Below are 17,277 nucleotides of genomic sequence, written 5' to 3'. Positions count from 1 at the left end.
GACTTTTTTCGCCAGCGATTGTTTCGGAGTGTTGAGGGAGCTCAGGCTTTGGTCTGGCCAGTTTTTCGGGTGCGCCCGGGGGGTATCTTGAAAGGGGCTTCGTTCCAGGTCAGGCCGACGCAGGTGAGGATGCGTCTGGCATCGACCGTGGCATGGCTTGGCATGCCGTAGCGGTCAGGGGTGCCTTTGTGGCGCAGGATCGAGAGCTGCAATGCGTTCAACTCGTTGCGGATACGAGCCGGGCTCATCGGGTGTCCGAGCAGGTCCAGATGCTTGCGCAGGTGCTGCAGGCAGCAGAAGGCCATGTAGCAGATGGCGATATGGGCCCGGACCCGACGCGGCGACCAGTGATAGATGGGCCGGATTTTCAGATCGTGCTTGTTGGTGCGGAAGCAGGCTTCGATCTCCCACAACTGGTGATAGCGGGCAATGACGTCCTGTGCCTCCAGTTCGTCCGCACCATGAACAACAATGGCATGCAGCCCGTCCCATTGTGCCGCTGCCTTGATCTTTGCATCATCCAGCGTGACGTCCCCGCTGTCGGGGAAGGCCAGGAAGCGGCCATATCCCCGGCTGCTGAAGCTGCCGGGTTTGCGAGAGCGCTTGAGCTTCTTGTGCAGCTTTTCGATTGCCTTGTCGCGCTTGTGGGCATCATTGCGTGCCCGGGTGGGTGACCAGGTCACAATGACCCGCGCTCCCTCCTGGTCGATCACCTTGTACCAGCCCTTCTCGGTTGCCTCTTCAGAACCGTGTCCAGCCCAAGGCTGGCGTCCCTCCGGGCTCAAAATGTTCGCCTTCACGGCGGCCGGGGCGGACTTCATGCGATAGCCGAGGATGTAGGGCAGACCCTTGTTCTGCAACATCTGCTGGTTGTCCTTGCTGAGCATGGCGGCATCGGCCACGAACGTGACCCTGGCCACGTCGAAGCGTCCCTCCAACGCCTTCAGCGCAGCTTCCAGCGTATGACCTTCCCAGGTGTTTCCCGGGAAGAGTTCATAGCCCACAGGCAGCCCATCGGAGGTGACGATCAGCGCCAGCATGACCTGAGCGCGGTGATGCTTGCCATCCTTGCTGAAGCCCTTGGCCAGAAGATGATCCTGCTCGACCCCGTCCGCATCCTCGGCCGGGTCCTCGCGCTCGGTGTCAAAGGCCAGGGTCGTGCAATCGTAGAACAGCACGGTCACTGGCCCGCCCAGCAACTTCTCTGCCGCCGCGTGAGAGGTTTTGCAAATCCCGTCTATCACCGGCGTATTGATGTAATCCATGCTCCGATAGACCACGTCCAGATTGAGCGTGATGCCTGCCTGGTTCTCCAACGCCTCCACGGTCGCGCGCTTGCTCTCGGGCTGTGCGATCCGCGCCATAACCAGCTCTTTCACAATGCGATTGGCACTTTTACGCGCCGCCCCCAGAAGGGCCCCCCAACCCAGTTGGTCATACATCGTCCCCATGACATCCCGCAGACCCAGAGAGACCCGCGCCTCCTCACGGCACTCGGCAAGATCAACGCCAAGCTTGTCCGGCCGCGGAGCGCGGCGCACCAGCGCCTGCAGATCGGCATATTCCGTGGGCGTGAACAGTTCCATTTGCGGCGAGCGATCAATGCGTAATTGCTCCATCAAGCGGCCCGCCAGACGCTTGATATCCTCAATCTCGCTGTCGTTATGGGCCACACCCACATGGCGCAGGATCTTCTGGCGTACCTTGGAGCCGGTGCGGACGGATTCAACGATCTGGATCCGTGTGCGGTTGAGCTTTGCGTCATGTTTGGTGCGGATGAACATGGGCGAAGAGGTTAGCCATCTGAAGGCCCATGTCAATACTTTTTATAATAATGGGGCACTACAACGCGCCTCTGAGCAACCACACCTGAAAACAAACCAAAAACCCAGTCAGATCAACAAAAAGGTCGGAAGTCAGGAATGACGCGGTCGGAGACGCCGAGATGCACGCGCATCTGTTGGAATTCGACACGGTTCATGGCCGCTGGAACGCCACTTTCGCGCATGATGAGAACAGCGTCACCATCAACGGCACCCGTCTGCCCTTCATCGGCACCAAGGACCTGAGTGCCCTGCCCTTGGATGGCGTCGATGTGGTGATCGACTGCACCGGTGTCTTCAAGACCGAGGCCAAGCTTGCCCCCTATTTCGAGGCGGGCGTGAAGAAGGTTGTTGTCTCGGCTCCGGTCAAGGACGGCCCGACCGCCAATATCGTGATGGGTGTAAATGACGACGTCTACGATCCGGCCGCCCATCAGATCGTGACCGCAGCCTCCTGCACCACGAACTGTCTGGCGCCTGTAGTTAAGGTGATCCACGAGAATCTGGGATCCGCCACGGCTCGATGACCACAATCCATGACGTGACCAACACGCAGACTATCGTCGACCGTCCCGCCAAGGATTTGCGCCGGGCGCGCTCGGCGTTGAACTCGCTGATCCCGACCACAACCGGCTCGGCCACGGCGATCACGCTGATCTACCCCGAACTCAAAGGGCGTTTGAACGGCCATGCGGTGCGCGTGCCGCTACTTAACGCCTCACTGACCGACTGCGTGTTCGAGGTTGAGCGTGAGACCACCGTCGAAGAGGTCAACACCTTCTTCAAAGCCGCGGCCGAAGGTGAGTTGAACGGCATTCTGGGCTATGAGACCCGGCCGCTGGTGTCGACCGACTACACCAATGACGAACGCTCCTCGATCGTCGATGCGCCGTCGACAATGGTTGTGAACGGGACGCAGGTGAAAATTTATGCCTGGTATGACAATGAGATGGGCTATGCCCACCGCCTGGTCGATGTGGCGCTGATGGTTGGGGCCTCGCTGTGACCGACCGGCCCGAGGGGCTGTCGGCCTAAATCGCGGTCACGGCGGCCTATTGGGCCTTTATGCTGACCGATGGGGCCTTGCGGATGCTGGTGCTGTTGCACTTTCATACGCTGGGCTTCTCGCCGGTGCAGCTGGCCTATCTGTTTGTTCTCTATGAAATCGCCGGAATGGTGACGAACCTGGCAGCGGGCTGGATCGCGGCGCGGTTTGGCTTGACCTCAACGCTCTATGCCGGGCTTGGGTTGCAGGTGGTGGCGCTGCTAGCGTTGACGCAACTAGACCCTAATTGGGCGATTGGCGCATCTGTGGCCTTCGTCATGATCGTGCAAGGCGCAAGCGGAGTGGCCAAGGATCTGGCCAAGATGTCCTCAAAATCCGCGGTGAAGCTGTTGGCCCCAACCGAGGGCGGTGGGCTGTTTCACTGGGTGGCGGTGCTGACCGGATCAAAGAACGCCGTGAAAGGGCTAGGCTTCCTGTTGGGCGCGGCGATGCTGGCAACGCTGGGCTTTCAGGCGGCAATCATTGTGATGGCAGTCGTTCTGGCGGTGATCCTGTTCGCTGTCATCCGCTTTATGCCCCCCGGCCTGCCCAAGGGGCGCAAGGGCGCGAAGTTCTCTGAGGTCTTTTCGAAATCTGCCAACGTCAATTGGCTGTCCGCCGCGCGGGTCTTTCTGTTTGGTGCCCGCGACGTTTGGTTCGTGGTCGGCATCCCAATCTATTTCTACGCCGTCCTCTCGGATGGTACGGAAGAGGGCAATCGCGCCGCCTTTTTCATGATCGGCACCTTCATGGCGTTCTGGATCATCCTCTATGGCGTCATTCAGGCCAACGCGCCCAAAATCCTGCGGGCCTCAGACCGGTCCGAGGGCGATTTGATCCGCGCTGCACGCAGCTGGGCCGCAATGCTGTTCTGCGTTCCTGCGGCTCTAACACTGGCGGTTTTTCTGTCTTCCGGGCCGGAGACATGGCTGACAATCACGCTGGTTATGGGTCTTCTGGTGTTCGGAGCAATCTTTGCCGTCAACTCATCCCTGCATTCCTATCTAATCCTCGCCTTCACCAAGTCCGAGCGGGTCACGATGGACGTCGGGTTCTACTACATGGCCAACGCGACAGGCCGCCTTTTGGGCACCGTCCTTTCCGGCTTTACCTATCAGGTCGGCGGCCTGCCCCTTGTGCTGGGCACAGCGGCTGTCATGGTGGCCCTTGCGGCGCTCACTTCGGGCAAGCTGACCGACCAAACAACTGAGGCATATTCATGAGCATCTTCGAGCGCTATCTGACCATCTGGGTCGCCCTCGCCATGGTCGGCGGCGTGCTGATCGGACTGGCCGCGCCTGGTCTGGTCGGCCTGATCGCCGGGGCCGAGGTGGCCAGCGTCAACCTGGTCGTGGCCCTGCTGATCTGGGCCATGGTCTATCCGATGATGGTCGGCGTCGATTTCAAAGCGGTCGCGGGCGTGGCCCGGCAACCCAAAGGCCTGATCGTCACGCTGGCGGTCAACTGGCTGATCAAACCCTTCACCATGGCTCTACTGGCAGTATTGTTCTTCGACTATGTCTTCGCCCCGTGGATTCAGCCGGAAGATGCTGCACAATACACCGCGGGTCTGATCCTGTTGGGGGCCGCACCCTGCACCGCGATGGTGTTTGTCTGGTCACAACTGACCAAAGGCGATGCGACCTATACTTTGGTGCAGGTCTCAGTAAATGACCTGATCATGGTGGTGGCTTTTGCGCCCATTGTGGCCTTCTTGCTGGGGGTCACCGATATCTCGGTCCCATGGCAAACGCTTGTTCTGGCAACTGTCCTCTATGTGGTTTTGCCGCTGATTGCTGGTTTGATCACCCGCAAGCGGCTGGGCTCGCAGGAGGCCATCGACGCCTTCTCCGCCCGTGTCAAACCGTGGTCGATCATGGGTCTGATCGCAACGGTGGTGATCCTTTTTGGCCTTCAGGGAGAGACGATCCTGGCCAAGCCGATGGTCATTGTTTTGATCGCCGTGCCGATCCTGATCCAAAGCTATGGCATCTTCGCTCTGGCCTATGGGGCCGCCTATGCCCTGAAGGTTCCGCACCGCATCGCCGCCCCTTGCGCCATGATCGGTACCTCGAACTTTTTCGAGCTGGCCGTAGCGGTCGCCATCAGCCTGTTCGGCCTAAACTCCGGCGCGGCGCTTGCAACGGTGGTGGGTGTGCTAGTCGAGGTACCGGTGATGTTGTCACTGGTTACCTTCGCCAACCGCACACGGGCCCGGTTTCCCGAACCCGCGACGTAGTAGACCATTCACCGCACCGAATGATCATACAGCACCGCAATCGCCGCCGAGGCGATGCGAGTGCGGCGATCATCGGCGCGGCTGGTCAGCATGATCGGAACCTGCGCGCCCAAAACAATCCCTGCGGCCTCGGCTCCGGCCAGATACATGAGCTGCTTGGCAATCATGTTGCCGGCCTCAAGGTCCGGCGCGACCAGTATATCGGCCTGCCCCGCCACTTCGGATTTGATGCCCTTGGTCGTGACCGCGCGCATCGACACGGCGTTGTCAAAGGCCAGAGGGCCATCGAGCAGACCACCCGTGATCTGCCCGCGATCCGCCATTTTGCACAAGGCACCAGCCTCGACCGTGGATTGCAGCCGGGGTGTAATGGTCTCTACCGCTGACAGGATCGCTACTTTTGGCGTTTCGATCCCGATGGCGCGCGCCAGATCAATGGCATTCTGAACCATGTCCGCCTTGGTCTGCAGATCGGGCGCTATGTTGATGGCCGCATCGGTGATCAGAAGCGGTTTGGAGTAGGTCGGCACATCCATGACATAGACATGGCTCATTCGGCGTTCGCTGCGCAAACCATTGGCCTTAGAGACAACGGCGGACATGACCTCATCCGTGTGCAACGCGCCCTTCATCAGGGCCTTCACACGACCATCCCGCGCCAGATGCACCGCCCGTTCGGCCGAGGCATGGCTGTGCGGTGTATCAATGATCTCGAGCCCGCCGATATCCAACCTGGCCGCATCCGCCGCATGTAGAATTTGGCTGCGCGGGCCGACCAAAACAAGCTCTAACAAACCTAAATCCCGGGCCGAGAGCGCCCCCTCCAACGCGCTTTCATCACAGGGATGGACCACGGCTGTGAGCAATGGGTCCATTTTCTGAGCCGCGCTCAGCAATCGGTCATAGGAGGCGCCCCGGTGATGCAAAACCAAATCCGGCATCGCCATTCGGGGTCTTTTGACTTTTTTGTCTGGCGCGATCACAACGGCCTGTCCGGTGATGACAGGCTTGCCATCGCCAGTCGTACAGAGGCAATCCAGAGTGACGTGCTTCTTCTCGGGCTGCTTTTCGGTCACGGTGACGCGCACAGTGACCGTATCGCCGATACCTACGGGTTCGAGGAATTTAAGGGTCTGATCCAGATAAATCGTCCCCGGCCCTGGCAATTGCGTGCCCAACACATTGGATATCAGTGCACCTCCCCACATGCCATGTGCGACCACCTTGTGAAAGATATCCTCCTGCGCGAAGGCCTCATCCACATGGGCCGGGTTCACATCGCCCGAGACCGCTGCAAAGGCGTCGATATCCTGCGCGGTCAGGGTGCGGGACAGCTCGGCCGTATCTCCGACGCTGATCTCATCAAACGGCCGGTTTTCGATGAAGCCGATGCCGGTATCCTCATCCGATGACATTCATTCCCCTTTCAATACAAAAGCCAACCCTTGGGCAGACACCCCGAACCACTGCTGTTCAACGACCCATAAAGGCTCAATATGACAGAGACATGCAAGCGCCGCGACGGTCAGACCGCGCGATCCTGTGCGCGATACGAACCCGGGCTGCGGTTGGTCCATTTCCGGAACGCGCGGTGAAAATTCGCCGGGGCAGAGAACCCCGTGTCGAACGCAATCTGCTCGATACTGTCGCCGCTTTGCTGCAGGGCGCGGATCGCAATATCGCGGCGCAGGGCGTCCTTGATGTCCTGAAATGAGGTGCCCTCGTTCTTGAGACGCCGGTTCAGGGTCCGAGGTGTCATCTTCAGCGCAAGGGCCGCATCGGGAAGCTGACTGCTTTTCCAGGACGTCCGATATAGAAACGCACGGACCTGCAGGCTGTTCGTGTGTGCGCGCGAGTTTGTGAAAATCCAGTCGATCGGTGCGCGCTCCAGAAAAAGGGATGCCTCAGCCGGGCTGCGCGTGATCGGGGGATCAAAGCGGCGCGGATCGAACAGAATGCTGGTCTGTGGGGCATCGAATGTCACCGCGCAGGGGAAGACAACCGCATAGTCCGCCGCAAAACCGGGCCGCGCAAAGGCAAAGCGAACGGCTGTTACCGGCGTTTCCGATCCGCTCAGCCATGACAGCAGCCCATGTGCAAGTTTCAGGATCAGCATATGGCCGAAGCGTTGGGCTGCCGTGTCCTGCCGATACGGTATGAGCGAAAGTTCAGCCTCGTCCGGTCCGGTGCGAAGGTCCAGGTGGAAATCATCCAGCAACAAATTCCAGAATGTCGAGAAACGATACAGCGCCGAGGTCAGGCTGCTTGCTTCCCTCAGGACAGTCACAAGGTGCTGCAGGGCACGTGGCCGAATGGGACGGCTCCAGAGGCCCATCATTTCGTCTCCGGTCTCAGGCGCGGCCAGCTGGTACAGGCGGGCGATTTCCTGAAGCGTCACGCGCTGTGCAGGCTCTGACGCACTGGCGTACAGGCCCGAACGGCTCAGCAGAAACCGCATCTGATCTGCATTGCAACACACCCTCAGCGCCTCAAGCCAATCCTGGATGAAACCGGCAGAAACGGTTGTAAGTGAGATGGGGTCATTGCTGACCATGATCGCCCCCAGTTTGGCAATATCGGATATTAACTTGGCAATAAATGAGCTTTTCGGCAAGGTACACGGCAGATAAATGACGTGAAACCACAATTACCATCGGGGAAATCTGGCATGTCTTATCAGCCACCCGTGCAGGATCTGATGTTCTGTATCGAACACCTGTCCCATTGGGAAACAGTGTCCACTCTGGACGCATACTCGGGTTTCGACCTGACCGATATCGGCGCTGCGCTAGAGGGATATGCCCGGTTCTGCAGCGAACAGATCGCGCCCCTATCCCATATCGGAGACACTTTGGGCGCACAGTTTGACAACGGCCGCGTGACGATGCCCGAAGGGGACGCACAGGCCTATGCGCAATTTGTCGAGATGAGCTGGCAGGCCCTTACACACCCGCCTGAATTTGGCGGCATGGGCCTGCCGCGCACGGTTGGCGCGGCGGCAGTCGAGATGCTGAACGCTGCCGACATGAGCTTTGGCCTGTGCCCCTTGCTGACTGACGGTGCGATCGAGGCGCTGCTGCTTACGGGCTCGGACGCGCAAAAAGCCACCTATTTAGAGCCTTTAATTGCTGGGCGCTGGTCGGGCACGATGAACCTGACCGAACCCCAAGCGGGCAGCGATCTGGGTCGTGTCTCGACCAAGGCGGTGCAGCGCGAAGATGGTAGCTATGGCGTTTCCGGCACCAAAATCTTCATCACATATGGCGCGCATGACCTGACTGAGAACATCATTCATCTGGTTCTGGCCCGCACCCCTGACGCGCCAGCCGGACCGAAGGGGCTGAGCCTGTTTATTGTCCCGCAGAAGATGGTGGCAAAGGATGGCTCGGTCGGGGCCGAGAATTCGGTGAACTGTGTCAGCATCGAACACAAACTAGGCGTGCGCGCCAGCCCGACGGCGGTTCTGGAATACAAGGACGCCACGGGCTTCCTAATCGGTGAGGAAAACCGCGGACTGGAATATATGTTCATCATGATGAACGCCGCGCGCTTTTCGGTTGGTGTTCAGGGCATCGCGACATCAGAACGCGCCTATCAGCGCGCCTTGGCTTATGCGCGGGACCGGGTCCAGAGCCGCCCTGTGAATGGACAGCTAAAGGACGCGGTGGCGATCATCGAACACCCCGACGTGCGCCGCATGTTGATGCGGATGCGCAGCCTTACAGAAGGCGGGCGCGCCATGGCGGCGGCCACAGCCGGGCTGCTGGACATCGCACACCATCAGGATGATCCGGACATGGCCTCTCTGGCCGAGTTCCTGGTTCCGCTGGTCAAGGGCTTCTGCTCGGAACGCGCGGTCGAGGTCGCCTCTCTGGGCGTTCAAATCCATGGCGGCATGGGCTTTATCGAAGAAACCGGAGCCGCTCAGCACTATCGCGACGCTCGCATTCTGCCGATTTACGAGGGCACCACCGCCATTCAGGCCAACGACCTACTGGGCCGTAAAGTCATGCGCGACGGGGGCGAGACCGCCCGCCGGTTCGCCGCCCGCATCGTAGCGACCGAAGCCGAGCTGGCAGAAGGCGATGCCACCGCGCAAGCCATCGGCGCAAGCCTTGCGCAGGCACGCGGCACGTATGAAGCCGCCTTGGAATGGCTATTGGAAAACAGCCGCAAAGATATCGACGCGGCTTTTGCGGGCTCGGTCCCGTTCCTGATGTTGGCCGGTACGCTTGCCGCGGGTTGGAAACTGGCAAAAGGTGTCCCTCCGGCGCAGGCAGCGTTGAACAACGGGCAGAACACACAGTTTATGACCCAGAAGATCGCCACCGCGCTGTTCTTTGCCCAGCACATCCTGCCCGAATGCAGTGCCGAACACACCCGCATCCTGCACGGCGCGCGCAGCCTGCTTGACGCGGCCTTCCCCGAATAACGCCTTTAAAAGGATATGACTCATGAATGACGTCGTGAACCCCGCCACTTACGAAAACCTCGCGATTTCCGAGCGTGACAACGGCCTCTATGTCGTGACCCTGAACCGACCGACCAAGCGCAATGCATTGGATGTAGCGACGATTGAGGAACTGATCCGCTTTTTCAGCGGCGCGCGTATGGCTGGCGTGCGGGCTGTCGTGCTTACCGGCGAGGGCGATCACTTCTGCGCAGGTCTGGATCTGGTGGAACACTGGAAAGCCGACCGCAGCCCCGATGACTTCATGCATGTCTGCCTGCGCTGGCATGAGGCGTTCAACAAGATGGAATATGGTGGCGTGCCGATCATCGCCGCCCTGAAAGGCGCGGTGGTTGGCGGAGGGCTGGAGCTTGCCAGCGCCGCCCATATCCGCGTCATCGACCCCGGCACCTATTTCGCTTTGCCCGAGGGTCAGCGCGGAATTTTCACGGGTGGAGGCGCAACCATCCGCGTCTCGGACATGATCGGCAAATATCGCATGATCGACATGATCCTGACCGGTCGCGTCTACCAGGGGCAAGAGGCTGTCGATCTTGGACTGGCGCAGTACATCACCGAAGACGGTGGCAGCATGGCCAAGGCAATGGAACTGGCAGACCAAATCGCGCAGAACCTGCCTTTGACCAATTTTGCAATCTGTTCGGCGATCAGCCATTTGAACAACATGTCCGGCATGGATGCAGCTTATGCCGAAGCCGTGGTCGGAGGCGTGGTGAACACCCAGCCCGCCGCCCGCGAACGGTTGGAAGCCTTTGCCAACAAAACCGCCGCCCGCGTGCGGCCCAACAGCTAAGACAGGCGGGACCCGGATGCGTCACCATTTCGAAGCTCTTCAGAAGACACGGGCCAACCATGTTGTCAATCGGCATTGAATAATGACTGTCGCTAACACGCGATATGTCCGGTGTATGTAACATGCGATCTGTCCGGTTCTATTCTGTCTCTGAGAGGAGGCGTTATGAACCGAGCAGAAGTGTTACAGGAAGTTCGACTGATGAAGTTTGAAGATGTGTATTCGCGGCGAAGCGCGAACAAGCTGACGCAAGAACAGGCGGCTGAGATACTGGGTGTATCCGTGCGCACCGTCAGGCGTTGGGAGGATCGATTTGAGGCGGATGGTGCAGAAGGTCTGTACGACCGTCGGCTTGGCAAACTGGCCAACAATCGTGTTGCCACGGATAAGGTCATGGAGATGCTTGAACTGTTTGATACCAAGTACTGGGATTACACGCCGAAGCATTTCCACGAGAAGCTGGTGGCCCACCATGGTTTCACACAGAGCTACAACTGGGTGCGGCTTACACTGCAGCGCCACGGCCGGGTTCAGGCAGCACCCCGACGAGGTGCCCATCGGCGCAAGCGGCCCCGCCGTCCGATGGTTGGCATGATGTTGCATCAGGACGGCTCCAGCCATGAATGGGTTCCGGGTCAGTGGTGGGATCTGATCGTCACCATGGACGATGCCACCAACCGGGTTTATTCGGCATTCTTTGTCGAGGAAGAAGGGACGATGAGCAGTTTTCAGGGGCTGACAGAGGTGATCGAGGCGCAAGGTCTGTTTTGCTCGCTCTATGCCGATCGGGGCTCTCATTACTGGCATACGCCCGAAGCGGGCGGCAAAGTGGACAAGGACAATCTGACCCAGGTCGGGCGCGCCTTGCAGCAACTCGGCATTGAGCTGATCCCGGCCTATTCACCGCAGGCCCGTGGACGGTCTGAACGCATGTTTGGCACGTTCCAGAACCGATTGCCGCAGGAACTGCGGTCCCATGGGATCACAACCATTGAAGAGGCCAATCAGTTCCTGAAAGAGGTCTATCTTCCCGAACACAATGCCCTGTTTGCAAAGGAGCCGGAGGATACGACCTCGGCCTTCGTGCCGTTTACAGGCAATGTGCGCGACACCCTGTGTGTGCAGGAAGACCGCGTCGTCGGCAACGACAATACGGTGCGCTACAAGGGCCTGGTCATGCAGATCGCGGCAGACAGGCACCGTCATCATTTCGTCAAGGCGAAGGTCAGGGTCCACGAATACCCCGATGGTCAACTGGTCATCTTCCACGGCCCGAGATGCATTGGCCGCTACCAGCCTGACGGATCACCCATCACACAGGAGGATAGCAAACACAAAGTCGCGTGACCCGCTTCGACGTGGCGCGAACGCGGTGGCCCAAATCTACGGTCGCCTACGGCTCCCTCCGAATTGGGCCACCGCGCAATCAACTGAAGCGGACAATTGGCATGTTACCTACACCGGACAATTCAGAATGTTCTCGACATCGGCATTGAATAATGACCCCCCATCGGCGTCCAAATTTGCCCCCCCTTGGAGCTAAGAGGGGCGTTGAGGGGGTCGTGTTTAGGTTGATTCAGGAGGGGGTGGACAGCAGGTCAAACCGAAAAGAGAGCGTAGCTCGACTGAAGGTTTGACCTGCTGTCTGTTTTGAATTTATTCCCCGATTTCGAGGTTAGTCGCGGTGGTTAATTCGCCAGCTTTCGTTCCCGGTTTCGATGATATCGCAATGGTGTGTCAGTCGATCCAGGAGAGCAGTGGTCATTTTGGCATCTGTGAACACACTCGGCCATTCAGCAAATGCGAGGTTGGTTGTTAGCAGAATAGACGTTCGCTCGTACAGTTTGCTGATGAGATGGAAGAGTAATCGTCCACCAGACTCTGCGAACGGCAGATAACCGAGTTCGTCTATAATCACGAGGTCGACGCGGATCAGCTGCTCGCTGAGCCGCCCGGCGTTGCCTTCGCGATGTTCAGCCTCCAGCTTGTTCGCGAGATCCACAGCGCTGAAGAACCTGACCCGCCGGCGGTTATTGACCGCGTGGCCCCCGATCGCTGTTGCGAGATGCGTTTTGCCCGATCCGGTTCCACCGACCAGCACGCCATTCCTGGCCTGGTCCATAAAATCGCCGTCATGAAGATTGCGCACGACTTCCTCGTTGACGGGGCTGACCGTGAAGTCGAACTCAGGTAAGGACTTGCAGACCGGGAACTTTGCGGCACCCATCTGATACCGGATCGAGCGCGCAGTCTTTTCGGCCAGTTCGGCCGTGAGGAGTTCGGCCACGACCTGTTGGGGCCGCCAGTTGTTTTTGGCTGCGGCCTGCATCACTTCGTCAAAGCAGTTGACGATGCCTGGCAACTTCAGTTGACGGGCAAGTTCGAGAATTTCCTTACGCAGTTGCATGGGAGCCTCCAAGCCTGTCATAGCGAGCGCAATCCGCGATCGGTGCCATTTTCAGCTGCAGGTGGGCAGGCGGCTCAATCGCCTTTGGCGGCGGGGGATTGGTGCGCCGAGAGACAATGTTCAGGATCGCATCGGCCTTGCGCAGGCCAGATTTTAGAGCTTCTTCGCAGGCAGCCTCGACCACATCAATGTCGTGCTGGTAAGCAGCGAAAAGAATATCGGCAAGTTGCCGGTCTCCGTCGGATGTGCCCCGCAGATGGGTCCAGATCTGCGTCATTGCCGGTGGTAGGTCCCAGTCACGGAACGGTGCTCCATTGCGCAGAGCGCCAGGCTTGCGCTTGAGGACGGGCACATAGTGCCAAGGGTTGAAGATCGTTTTTCCTCGGCCGAAGCACCGTTCGTGCTCTCCGACAATCTCACCGTCTTGGCGCAGGACAATCCGCGTGGCGTAGACCTGCAACTGGACCTGACGTCCAACAGCTCTTGCCTCAACGCTGTATTTGTTTCTTTCGAAGTTGATCAGGCAGGTTCGGCTCACGGCGACCGTCTTTTCACGGAACCCGACGAAGGGCTTCTGCAGATGCGTCAGCAGCGGCTTTTCCTGCTGGAACTCCTCCCAGACCGTCACCTCCAGGTTTTCCGGATGCCGCAGTTCTTTTGCGCGTTTGATCGCGTCTTTTTGCAGCCGGGCATTCAATTCATCGAAGTCGGCCACCTCCAGACGCGGTGTAAAACTATAGGCGCGGCTCTCCTTGACCAGATTCTCAACCTGACCCTTCTCCCAACCGGCCGCGCGCGTACAGGCGATCGGGTTCACCAGATGATGAGAACACATCCGGGAGAATGCCTTGTTGAACTTTCTTTCCTTGCCCGACAGGATCGCATCGACGGCGGTCGTCATGTTATCGTAGATCCCGTTGATGCAGCCTCCACCAAAGAATTTGAAGGCCTCGTCGTGGGCATCAAAGACCATCTCCTGCGTCTCGCGCGGATAGGCAATGGAGATGGGATGAATGTGCTGTGAACGGTCAAAATTCCTGATTCTGTTATTGAGTTGGGAGAGGCGGATAGGTTTCAGGATGTATGAGCAATCTAGGGCGTTTGACCCTGTAAAGGAGATTACCCTTCACCTGTTTCCGAACGACCATCCTGAGGCGTGGGCTGTTGCCCTGACCTCGAATAGGAGTTTGGTTTGGCCGTTCACGCCCCATCCGGGGTTCCGCCTCCCAACGATGGGAGTATAGCACATGGCCTTTATTGGTGTCGATTTACATACGAATTCCTTCACGATCTGCCGCATTGGTGGGGATGGCTCAGAGGCGTTTGAGACGTTTCAACTCGCGGCGGCTGATCTTGAGCGGTTCTGCCTGAGCGTGGATGCGGAGGATGAAGTGGCGGTAGAAGCGACCGGCAACTCGGCATGGTTCTGCCGAGAAATTCGCCCCTGCGTGGGCCGGATCGTCGTGGTGAACCCACGCCAGTTCCAGGTGATCCGCAAATCGGTGAAGAAAACCGACCGCAACGATGCGCGCGCTCTGGCGACGTTCCTGTCTAAAGACATGCTCCCCGAGACACGCCTGAAACGTGCAGGTGAAACCGAACTGGCCTCTCTGGCACAGACTCGAGACATGTTGGTGAAATCGCGTACCAGGGTACTCAACAAGATCCATGGCATGTTCAATCGGCACGGGATCAAACTCAAGAAGGCGGGTTTCTCGGACAAACGGTTGCGCGCTTTGGAGATTGAACGCTTCAGCGACGTCGAACGGATCGAACTGACGGAGCTGCGGGATCAGGCGTTGCAGTTGAGTGCCGCGATCCGCAGGCTGGATAAGGCGCTGGAAGAGACCGCTGCAGCGCTTGATGGGTTTGAGGAAATCACCTCAATCAAGGGCATTGGAGCGCGGGCCGCTGCGATTTTCCTGTCCGGGATTGGCGATGTGAACGACTTTGCCACCGCCGACAAACTGGCCGCTTATGTGGGGATCGTGCCGCGTGTTGCCGCCTCAAACGGCGTTGAAATACACGGCAGGATTACGAAGCAGGGCAACAAGCTGGTGCGTACGACGCTGGTGCAATGCACGCTCAGCGCCATCCGATATTCCGGCTATCTCAACACGTTCTACCGCCGCATCAAGGAGCGGCGCGGGTCGGGAAAAGCCATCATCGCCACCGCTCGAAAGCTCCTGACCATCATCTACAACACATTGAAAAACAATTGGATATTCGAGGACTTCCCAGCCTTCAAGATCAAAAATACCAGACAAACCGCTGGACAAACATCATAGGAGAATGGCATGCGGCTATGGCAAAGTTTGAAATGGGCAACCTTCACGGTCGTGAGTGCACCGTCCATCAAAACCGTCTCCACACTCCAGTCGAACTGGTACGCCTCCCCAGGATCAAAGATCAGCGGGATGAACGCCTGCGCCTGTTGTCGGCCGTGCGCAATGCGCCAATTCTTTGTGTAGCGTCGAACACTGTCATACCCGCCGCCAAAACCATCATCGGAGAGTTCCTTCCAGATTTTGGTCATCCGCTTGCGGTGTTTCTTCGGAAGCGCCTCGTTCTCCTCAAGCGTTTCATCCAGACGCGCGCGCCAAGGCCCGAGCACCGGGTATGGCTGCGATTTGCGCTCATATTTGAACTCCGTCACTCCCGATCGGATTATCTTTCGAACCGTTGCACGGCTCAAATTGAGCGAACGGCAAATTTCCTTGATGCTCTTTTTTTCGATCAGGTGTAAGCGACGCACTTTTCTAATAGTTTCCACGCAAATCATCCCGCTTGCCTCTCCATCGACTGCTCAATGAAAAGGATGTCTACAACCATAGGGAGGGGTCAAATTTGGACGCCGATTTCCCCGCTTAGGGGGTCAAAATTGCACGCTTTTCTACACCATGTGCCTTTGTCACCTTTGTCCTTCCTGCGCCGCGCCGAATCCCTGCACGGCGCGCGCACGGCCGTTATCTATGGTGATATCCGACGAAGCTGGGCGGAAACCGCCGCCCGTATTCGCGCGGTGGCCAGTGGGTTGGCCGCGCTTGGCGTGCAAAAGGGTGATACGGTCGCGGTCCTCAGCCCAAACATCCCGGAACTGTTTGAGCTGCATTTTGCCCTGCCTCTGACCGGAGGGGTGCTGAATACGCTCAACATAAGGCTCGAGCCCGAAACCATCGCCTATATTCTGGATCATGCGGACACAAAGCTGGTGATCGTGGACCGGGAACTGGTGCCGCTTCTGTCCAAAGCCTTTGATCTGTTGGGTCGCACAATACCTGTGGTCGAAATCGCCGATCCCGCCGCCACTGGTGAAAGCCTCGGAGGCCAGACCTATGAGGCGCTGACCACAGCCCCGCCCCTGCCAGTCGATCTGCCTGATGATGAGTGGGACGCGATTGCACTCAACTACACCTCGGGCACCTCGGGCCGCCCCAAGGGTGTCGTCTATCACCACCGCGGCGCTTACCTGATGGCGTTGGGTACGGGCACAGCATGGCAGATGCCGCCCTATCCGGTTTATCTGTCCGTCGTGCCGATGTTCCATTGCAACGGCTGGGGCCATCCCTGGTTGATGGCGATGCTCGGAGGGACGGTTGTCTTTACACGCGTCCCCGCCGCAGACCGTATTCTAGAGGCGATCCGCACACATGGTGTGACCCATTTCGGTGCCGCCCCCATCGTGCTGCAAATGCTGGCCGAGGCCGAAAGCGACGCTGCCCCCTTTGATCCCGCAATCCGTGTTCTAACCGCAGGCGCGCCTCCGCCCCCTTCGGTCTTGGAAAAGACCCGCGCGATGGGGTTTGACGTCATGCAGGTCTATGGCCTGACCGAGACTTACGGCCACATCTCGCAATGCCTCTGGCAGGAGGAGTGGAACGATCTCAGCCCTGCGGAACAGGCTGAATTGCAAGCGCAGCAGGGCATCGCCTTCCCGATGGTCGAAGAGGTCACAGTCATCGACCGCGACAACGGCGCGCCGGTGCCGCGCGATGGTGCCACACAAGGTGAGATCGCCATTCGGGGCAACACGGTCATGGCCGGGTATTACAAAGACGTCGAGGCTAGCTCAAACGCCTTCGAGGACGGCTGGTTCTGGTCCGGCGATGGAGCTGTGATGCATGAAAACGGCTACATCCAGATCCGCGACCGGCTGAAGGACGTGATCATCTCGGGCGGCGAAAACATCTCATCCGTCGAGGTCGAAGCGGTGCTGTATCGCCATGACGCGGTTCAGGCCGCCGCCGTGGTCGCAATGCCACATGAGAAATGGGGCGAGGTCCCCTGCGCCTTTATCGAATTACGCGATGGGGCCGAGGCAAGCGCCGAGGACATCATCGCTTTCTGTCGCGATCATCTGGCCGGGTTCAAAGCCCCAAAAGCAGTTGTTTTTGAGACGCTTCCCAAGACCTCAACCGGCAAGATCCAGAAATTCCAACTGCGCGATCGTGTCAAAACACTATCGCTTTGACCTACGTCTGCCCGGGTTTCTCCAACGA

The 17,277-nt window shown here is 58.7% G+C and carries 14 protein-coding genes and 1 pseudogene; 9 read left to right on the top strand and 6 right to left on the bottom strand.

What is annotated here, in order from left to right; all coding sequences use genetic code 11:
• Positions 1 to 41: 41 nt before the first annotated feature.
• Entirely contained in the window at positions 42 to 1,784 is a 1,743-nt protein-coding gene (locus ACOERD_RS23845; protein ID WP_419737624.1) for an IS1634 family transposase, read from the bottom strand.
• Here ACOERD_RS23845 and ACOERD_RS23840 point away from each other — a divergent pair.
• The 4 genes and pseudogenes from ACOERD_RS23840 to arsB all read left to right on the top strand — a co-directional run bounded on the left by ACOERD_RS23840 (position 1,777) and on the right by arsB (position 5,107).
• Positions 1,777 to 1,926: a hypothetical protein gene (locus ACOERD_RS23840; protein WP_419737963.1), complete on the top strand. Its 150-nt coding sequence runs from the start codon at positions 1,777 to 1,779 to the stop codon at positions 1,924 to 1,926. The genes ACOERD_RS23845 and ACOERD_RS23840 overlap by 8 nt on opposite strands.
• Positions 1,922 to 2,829: pseudogene (locus tag ACOERD_RS23835) on the top strand (ArsJ-associated glyceraldehyde-3-phosphate dehydrogenase); the annotation flags it as partial. The gene ACOERD_RS23840 and the pseudogene ACOERD_RS23835, both read left to right, overlap by 5 nt.
• Before the next feature lie 29 nt (positions 2,830 to 2,858).
• On the top strand, positions 2,859 to 4,091 hold the full coding sequence (gene arsJ / locus ACOERD_RS23830) for an organoarsenical effux MFS transporter ArsJ (RefSeq protein ID WP_419740836.1): 1,233 nt from the start codon (positions 2,859 to 2,861) through the stop codon (positions 4,089 to 4,091).
• Positions 4,088 to 5,107 (top strand): ACR3 family arsenite efflux transporter, encoded by a 1,020-nt coding sequence (gene arsB / locus ACOERD_RS23825; protein WP_419740706.1) that lies wholly within the window; start codon positions 4,088 to 4,090, stop codon positions 5,105 to 5,107. Before arsJ ends, arsB begins: the two co-directional genes overlap by 4 nt.
• Positions 5,108 to 5,115: 8 nt before the next feature.
• Here arsB and ACOERD_RS23820 read toward each other — a convergent pair whose 3' ends face one another.
• Together ACOERD_RS23820 and ACOERD_RS23815 are read right to left on the bottom strand one after the other, a co-directional pair.
• Entirely contained in the window at positions 5,116 to 6,522 is a 1,407-nt protein-coding gene (locus ACOERD_RS23820) for a bifunctional enoyl-CoA hydratase/phosphate acetyltransferase (protein ID WP_419740705.1), read from the bottom strand.
• A 110-nt stretch (positions 6,523 to 6,632) separates the two neighbouring features.
• Complete coding sequence (locus ACOERD_RS23815; RefSeq protein WP_419740704.1) at positions 6,633 to 7,754, bottom strand: AraC family transcriptional regulator ligand-binding domain-containing protein; 1,122 nt, start codon at positions 7,752 to 7,754, stop codon at positions 6,633 to 6,635.
• Between the two features lie 21 nt (positions 7,755 to 7,775).
• On the opposite strand from ACOERD_RS23815, the gene ACOERD_RS23810 reads away from it, so the two are divergent.
• The 3 genes from ACOERD_RS23810 (at position 7,776) to ACOERD_RS23800 (ending at position 11,718) form a co-directional block, all read left to right on the top strand.
• Positions 7,776 to 9,539 carry an acyl-CoA dehydrogenase gene (locus ACOERD_RS23810; RefSeq protein WP_419740703.1) on the top strand — a complete coding sequence of 588 codons (1,764 nt, stop codon included), beginning with the start codon at positions 7,776 to 7,778 and terminating at the stop codon, positions 9,537 to 9,539.
• Between the two features lie 22 nt (positions 9,540 to 9,561).
• Positions 9,562 to 10,371, top strand: a complete 810-nt coding sequence (dmdD, locus tag ACOERD_RS23805) for a methylthioacryloyl-CoA hydratase (protein WP_170462976.1) — start codon at positions 9,562 to 9,564, stop codon at positions 10,369 to 10,371.
• 165 nt (positions 10,372 to 10,536) lie between these two features.
• Positions 10,537 to 11,718: an ISNCY family transposase gene (locus ACOERD_RS23800; RefSeq protein ID WP_419737631.1), complete on the top strand. Its 1,182-nt coding sequence runs from the start codon at positions 10,537 to 10,539 to the stop codon at positions 11,716 to 11,718.
• Positions 11,719 to 12,046: 328 nt separating this feature from the next.
• Here ACOERD_RS23800 and istB read toward each other — a convergent pair whose 3' ends face one another.
• The gene (istB, locus tag ACOERD_RS23795) at positions 12,047 to 12,778 is read right to left on the bottom strand and encodes an IS21-like element helper ATPase IstB (protein ID WP_419737606.1); all 732 of its coding nucleotides are present in this window, start codon (positions 12,776 to 12,778) and stop codon (positions 12,047 to 12,049) included.
• Positions 12,765 to 13,751 carry a Mu transposase domain-containing protein gene (locus ACOERD_RS23790; protein WP_419740702.1) on the bottom strand — a complete coding sequence of 329 codons (987 nt, stop codon included), beginning with the start codon at positions 13,749 to 13,751 and terminating at the stop codon, positions 12,765 to 12,767. The genes istB and ACOERD_RS23790 overlap by 14 nt, the downstream gene beginning before the upstream one ends.
• 274 nt (positions 13,752 to 14,025) lie before the next feature.
• Between ACOERD_RS23790 and ACOERD_RS23785 the strand changes: the two genes are divergently transcribed.
• On the top strand, positions 14,026 to 15,066 hold the full coding sequence (locus tag ACOERD_RS23785) for an IS110 family transposase (protein ID WP_419738393.1): 1,041 nt from the start codon (positions 14,026 to 14,028) through the stop codon (positions 15,064 to 15,066).
• Here ACOERD_RS23785 and ACOERD_RS23780 read toward each other — a convergent pair.
• The gene (locus ACOERD_RS23780) at positions 14,976 to 15,560 is read right to left on the bottom strand and encodes a hypothetical protein (protein WP_419740701.1); all 585 of its coding nucleotides are present in this window, start codon (positions 15,558 to 15,560) and stop codon (positions 14,976 to 14,978) included. The two genes, ACOERD_RS23785 and ACOERD_RS23780, sit on opposite strands and share 91 nt — an antisense overlap.
• A gap of 99 nt (positions 15,561 to 15,659) precedes the next feature.
• Here ACOERD_RS23780 and ACOERD_RS23775 point away from each other — a divergent pair, with 99 nt between their 5' ends.
• On the top strand, positions 15,660 to 17,249 hold the full coding sequence (locus tag ACOERD_RS23775) for an AMP-binding protein (protein WP_419740700.1): 1,590 nt from the start codon (positions 15,660 to 15,662) through the stop codon (positions 17,247 to 17,249).
• Positions 17,250 to 17,277: the final 28 nt, after the last annotated feature.

The sequence above is a fragment of the Ruegeria sp. genome, from assembly GCF_965199275.1.
In the GTDB taxonomy this organism is placed as follows: domain Bacteria; phylum Pseudomonadota; class Alphaproteobacteria; order Rhodobacterales; family Rhodobacteraceae; genus Ruegeria.
The sequence above is the reverse complement of the archived record's forward strand: the minus strand, read 5'-3'. Positions and strand labels throughout refer to the sequence as shown.

Coding starts and splice junctions, on each gene's coding strand:
- ACOERD_RS23840 (WP_419737963.1), top strand. CDS start 1,777: ATGAACATGGGCGAAGAGGTTAGCCATCTGAAGGCCCATGTCAATACT.
- ACOERD_RS23845 (WP_419737624.1), bottom strand. CDS start 1,784: ATGTTCATCCGCACCAAACATGACGCAAAGCTCAACCGCACACGGATC.
- arsB (WP_419740706.1), top strand. CDS start 4,088: ATGAGCATCTTCGAGCGCTATCTGACCATCTGGGTCGCCCTCGCCATG.
- ACOERD_RS23820 (WP_419740705.1), bottom strand. CDS start 6,522: ATGTCATCGGATGAGGATACCGGCATCGGCTTCATCGAAAACCGGCCG.
- ACOERD_RS23810 (WP_419740703.1), top strand. CDS start 7,776: ATGTCTTATCAGCCACCCGTGCAGGATCTGATGTTCTGTATCGAACAC.
- dmdD (WP_170462976.1), top strand. CDS start 9,562: ATGAATGACGTCGTGAACCCCGCCACTTACGAAAACCTCGCGATTTCC.
- ACOERD_RS23800 (WP_419737631.1), top strand. CDS start 10,537: ATGAACCGAGCAGAAGTGTTACAGGAAGTTCGACTGATGAAGTTTGAA.
- istB (WP_419737606.1), bottom strand. CDS start 12,778: ATGCAACTGCGTAAGGAAATTCTCGAACTTGCCCGTCAACTGAAGTTG.
- ACOERD_RS23790 (WP_419740702.1), bottom strand. CDS start 13,751: ATGGTCTTTGATGCCCACGACGAGGCCTTCAAATTCTTTGGTGGAGGC.
- ACOERD_RS23785 (WP_419738393.1), top strand. CDS start 14,026: ATGGCCTTTATTGGTGTCGATTTACATACGAATTCCTTCACGATCTGC.
- ACOERD_RS23780 (WP_419740701.1), bottom strand. CDS start 15,560: ATGATTTGCGTGGAAACTATTAGAAAAGTGCGTCGCTTACACCTGATC.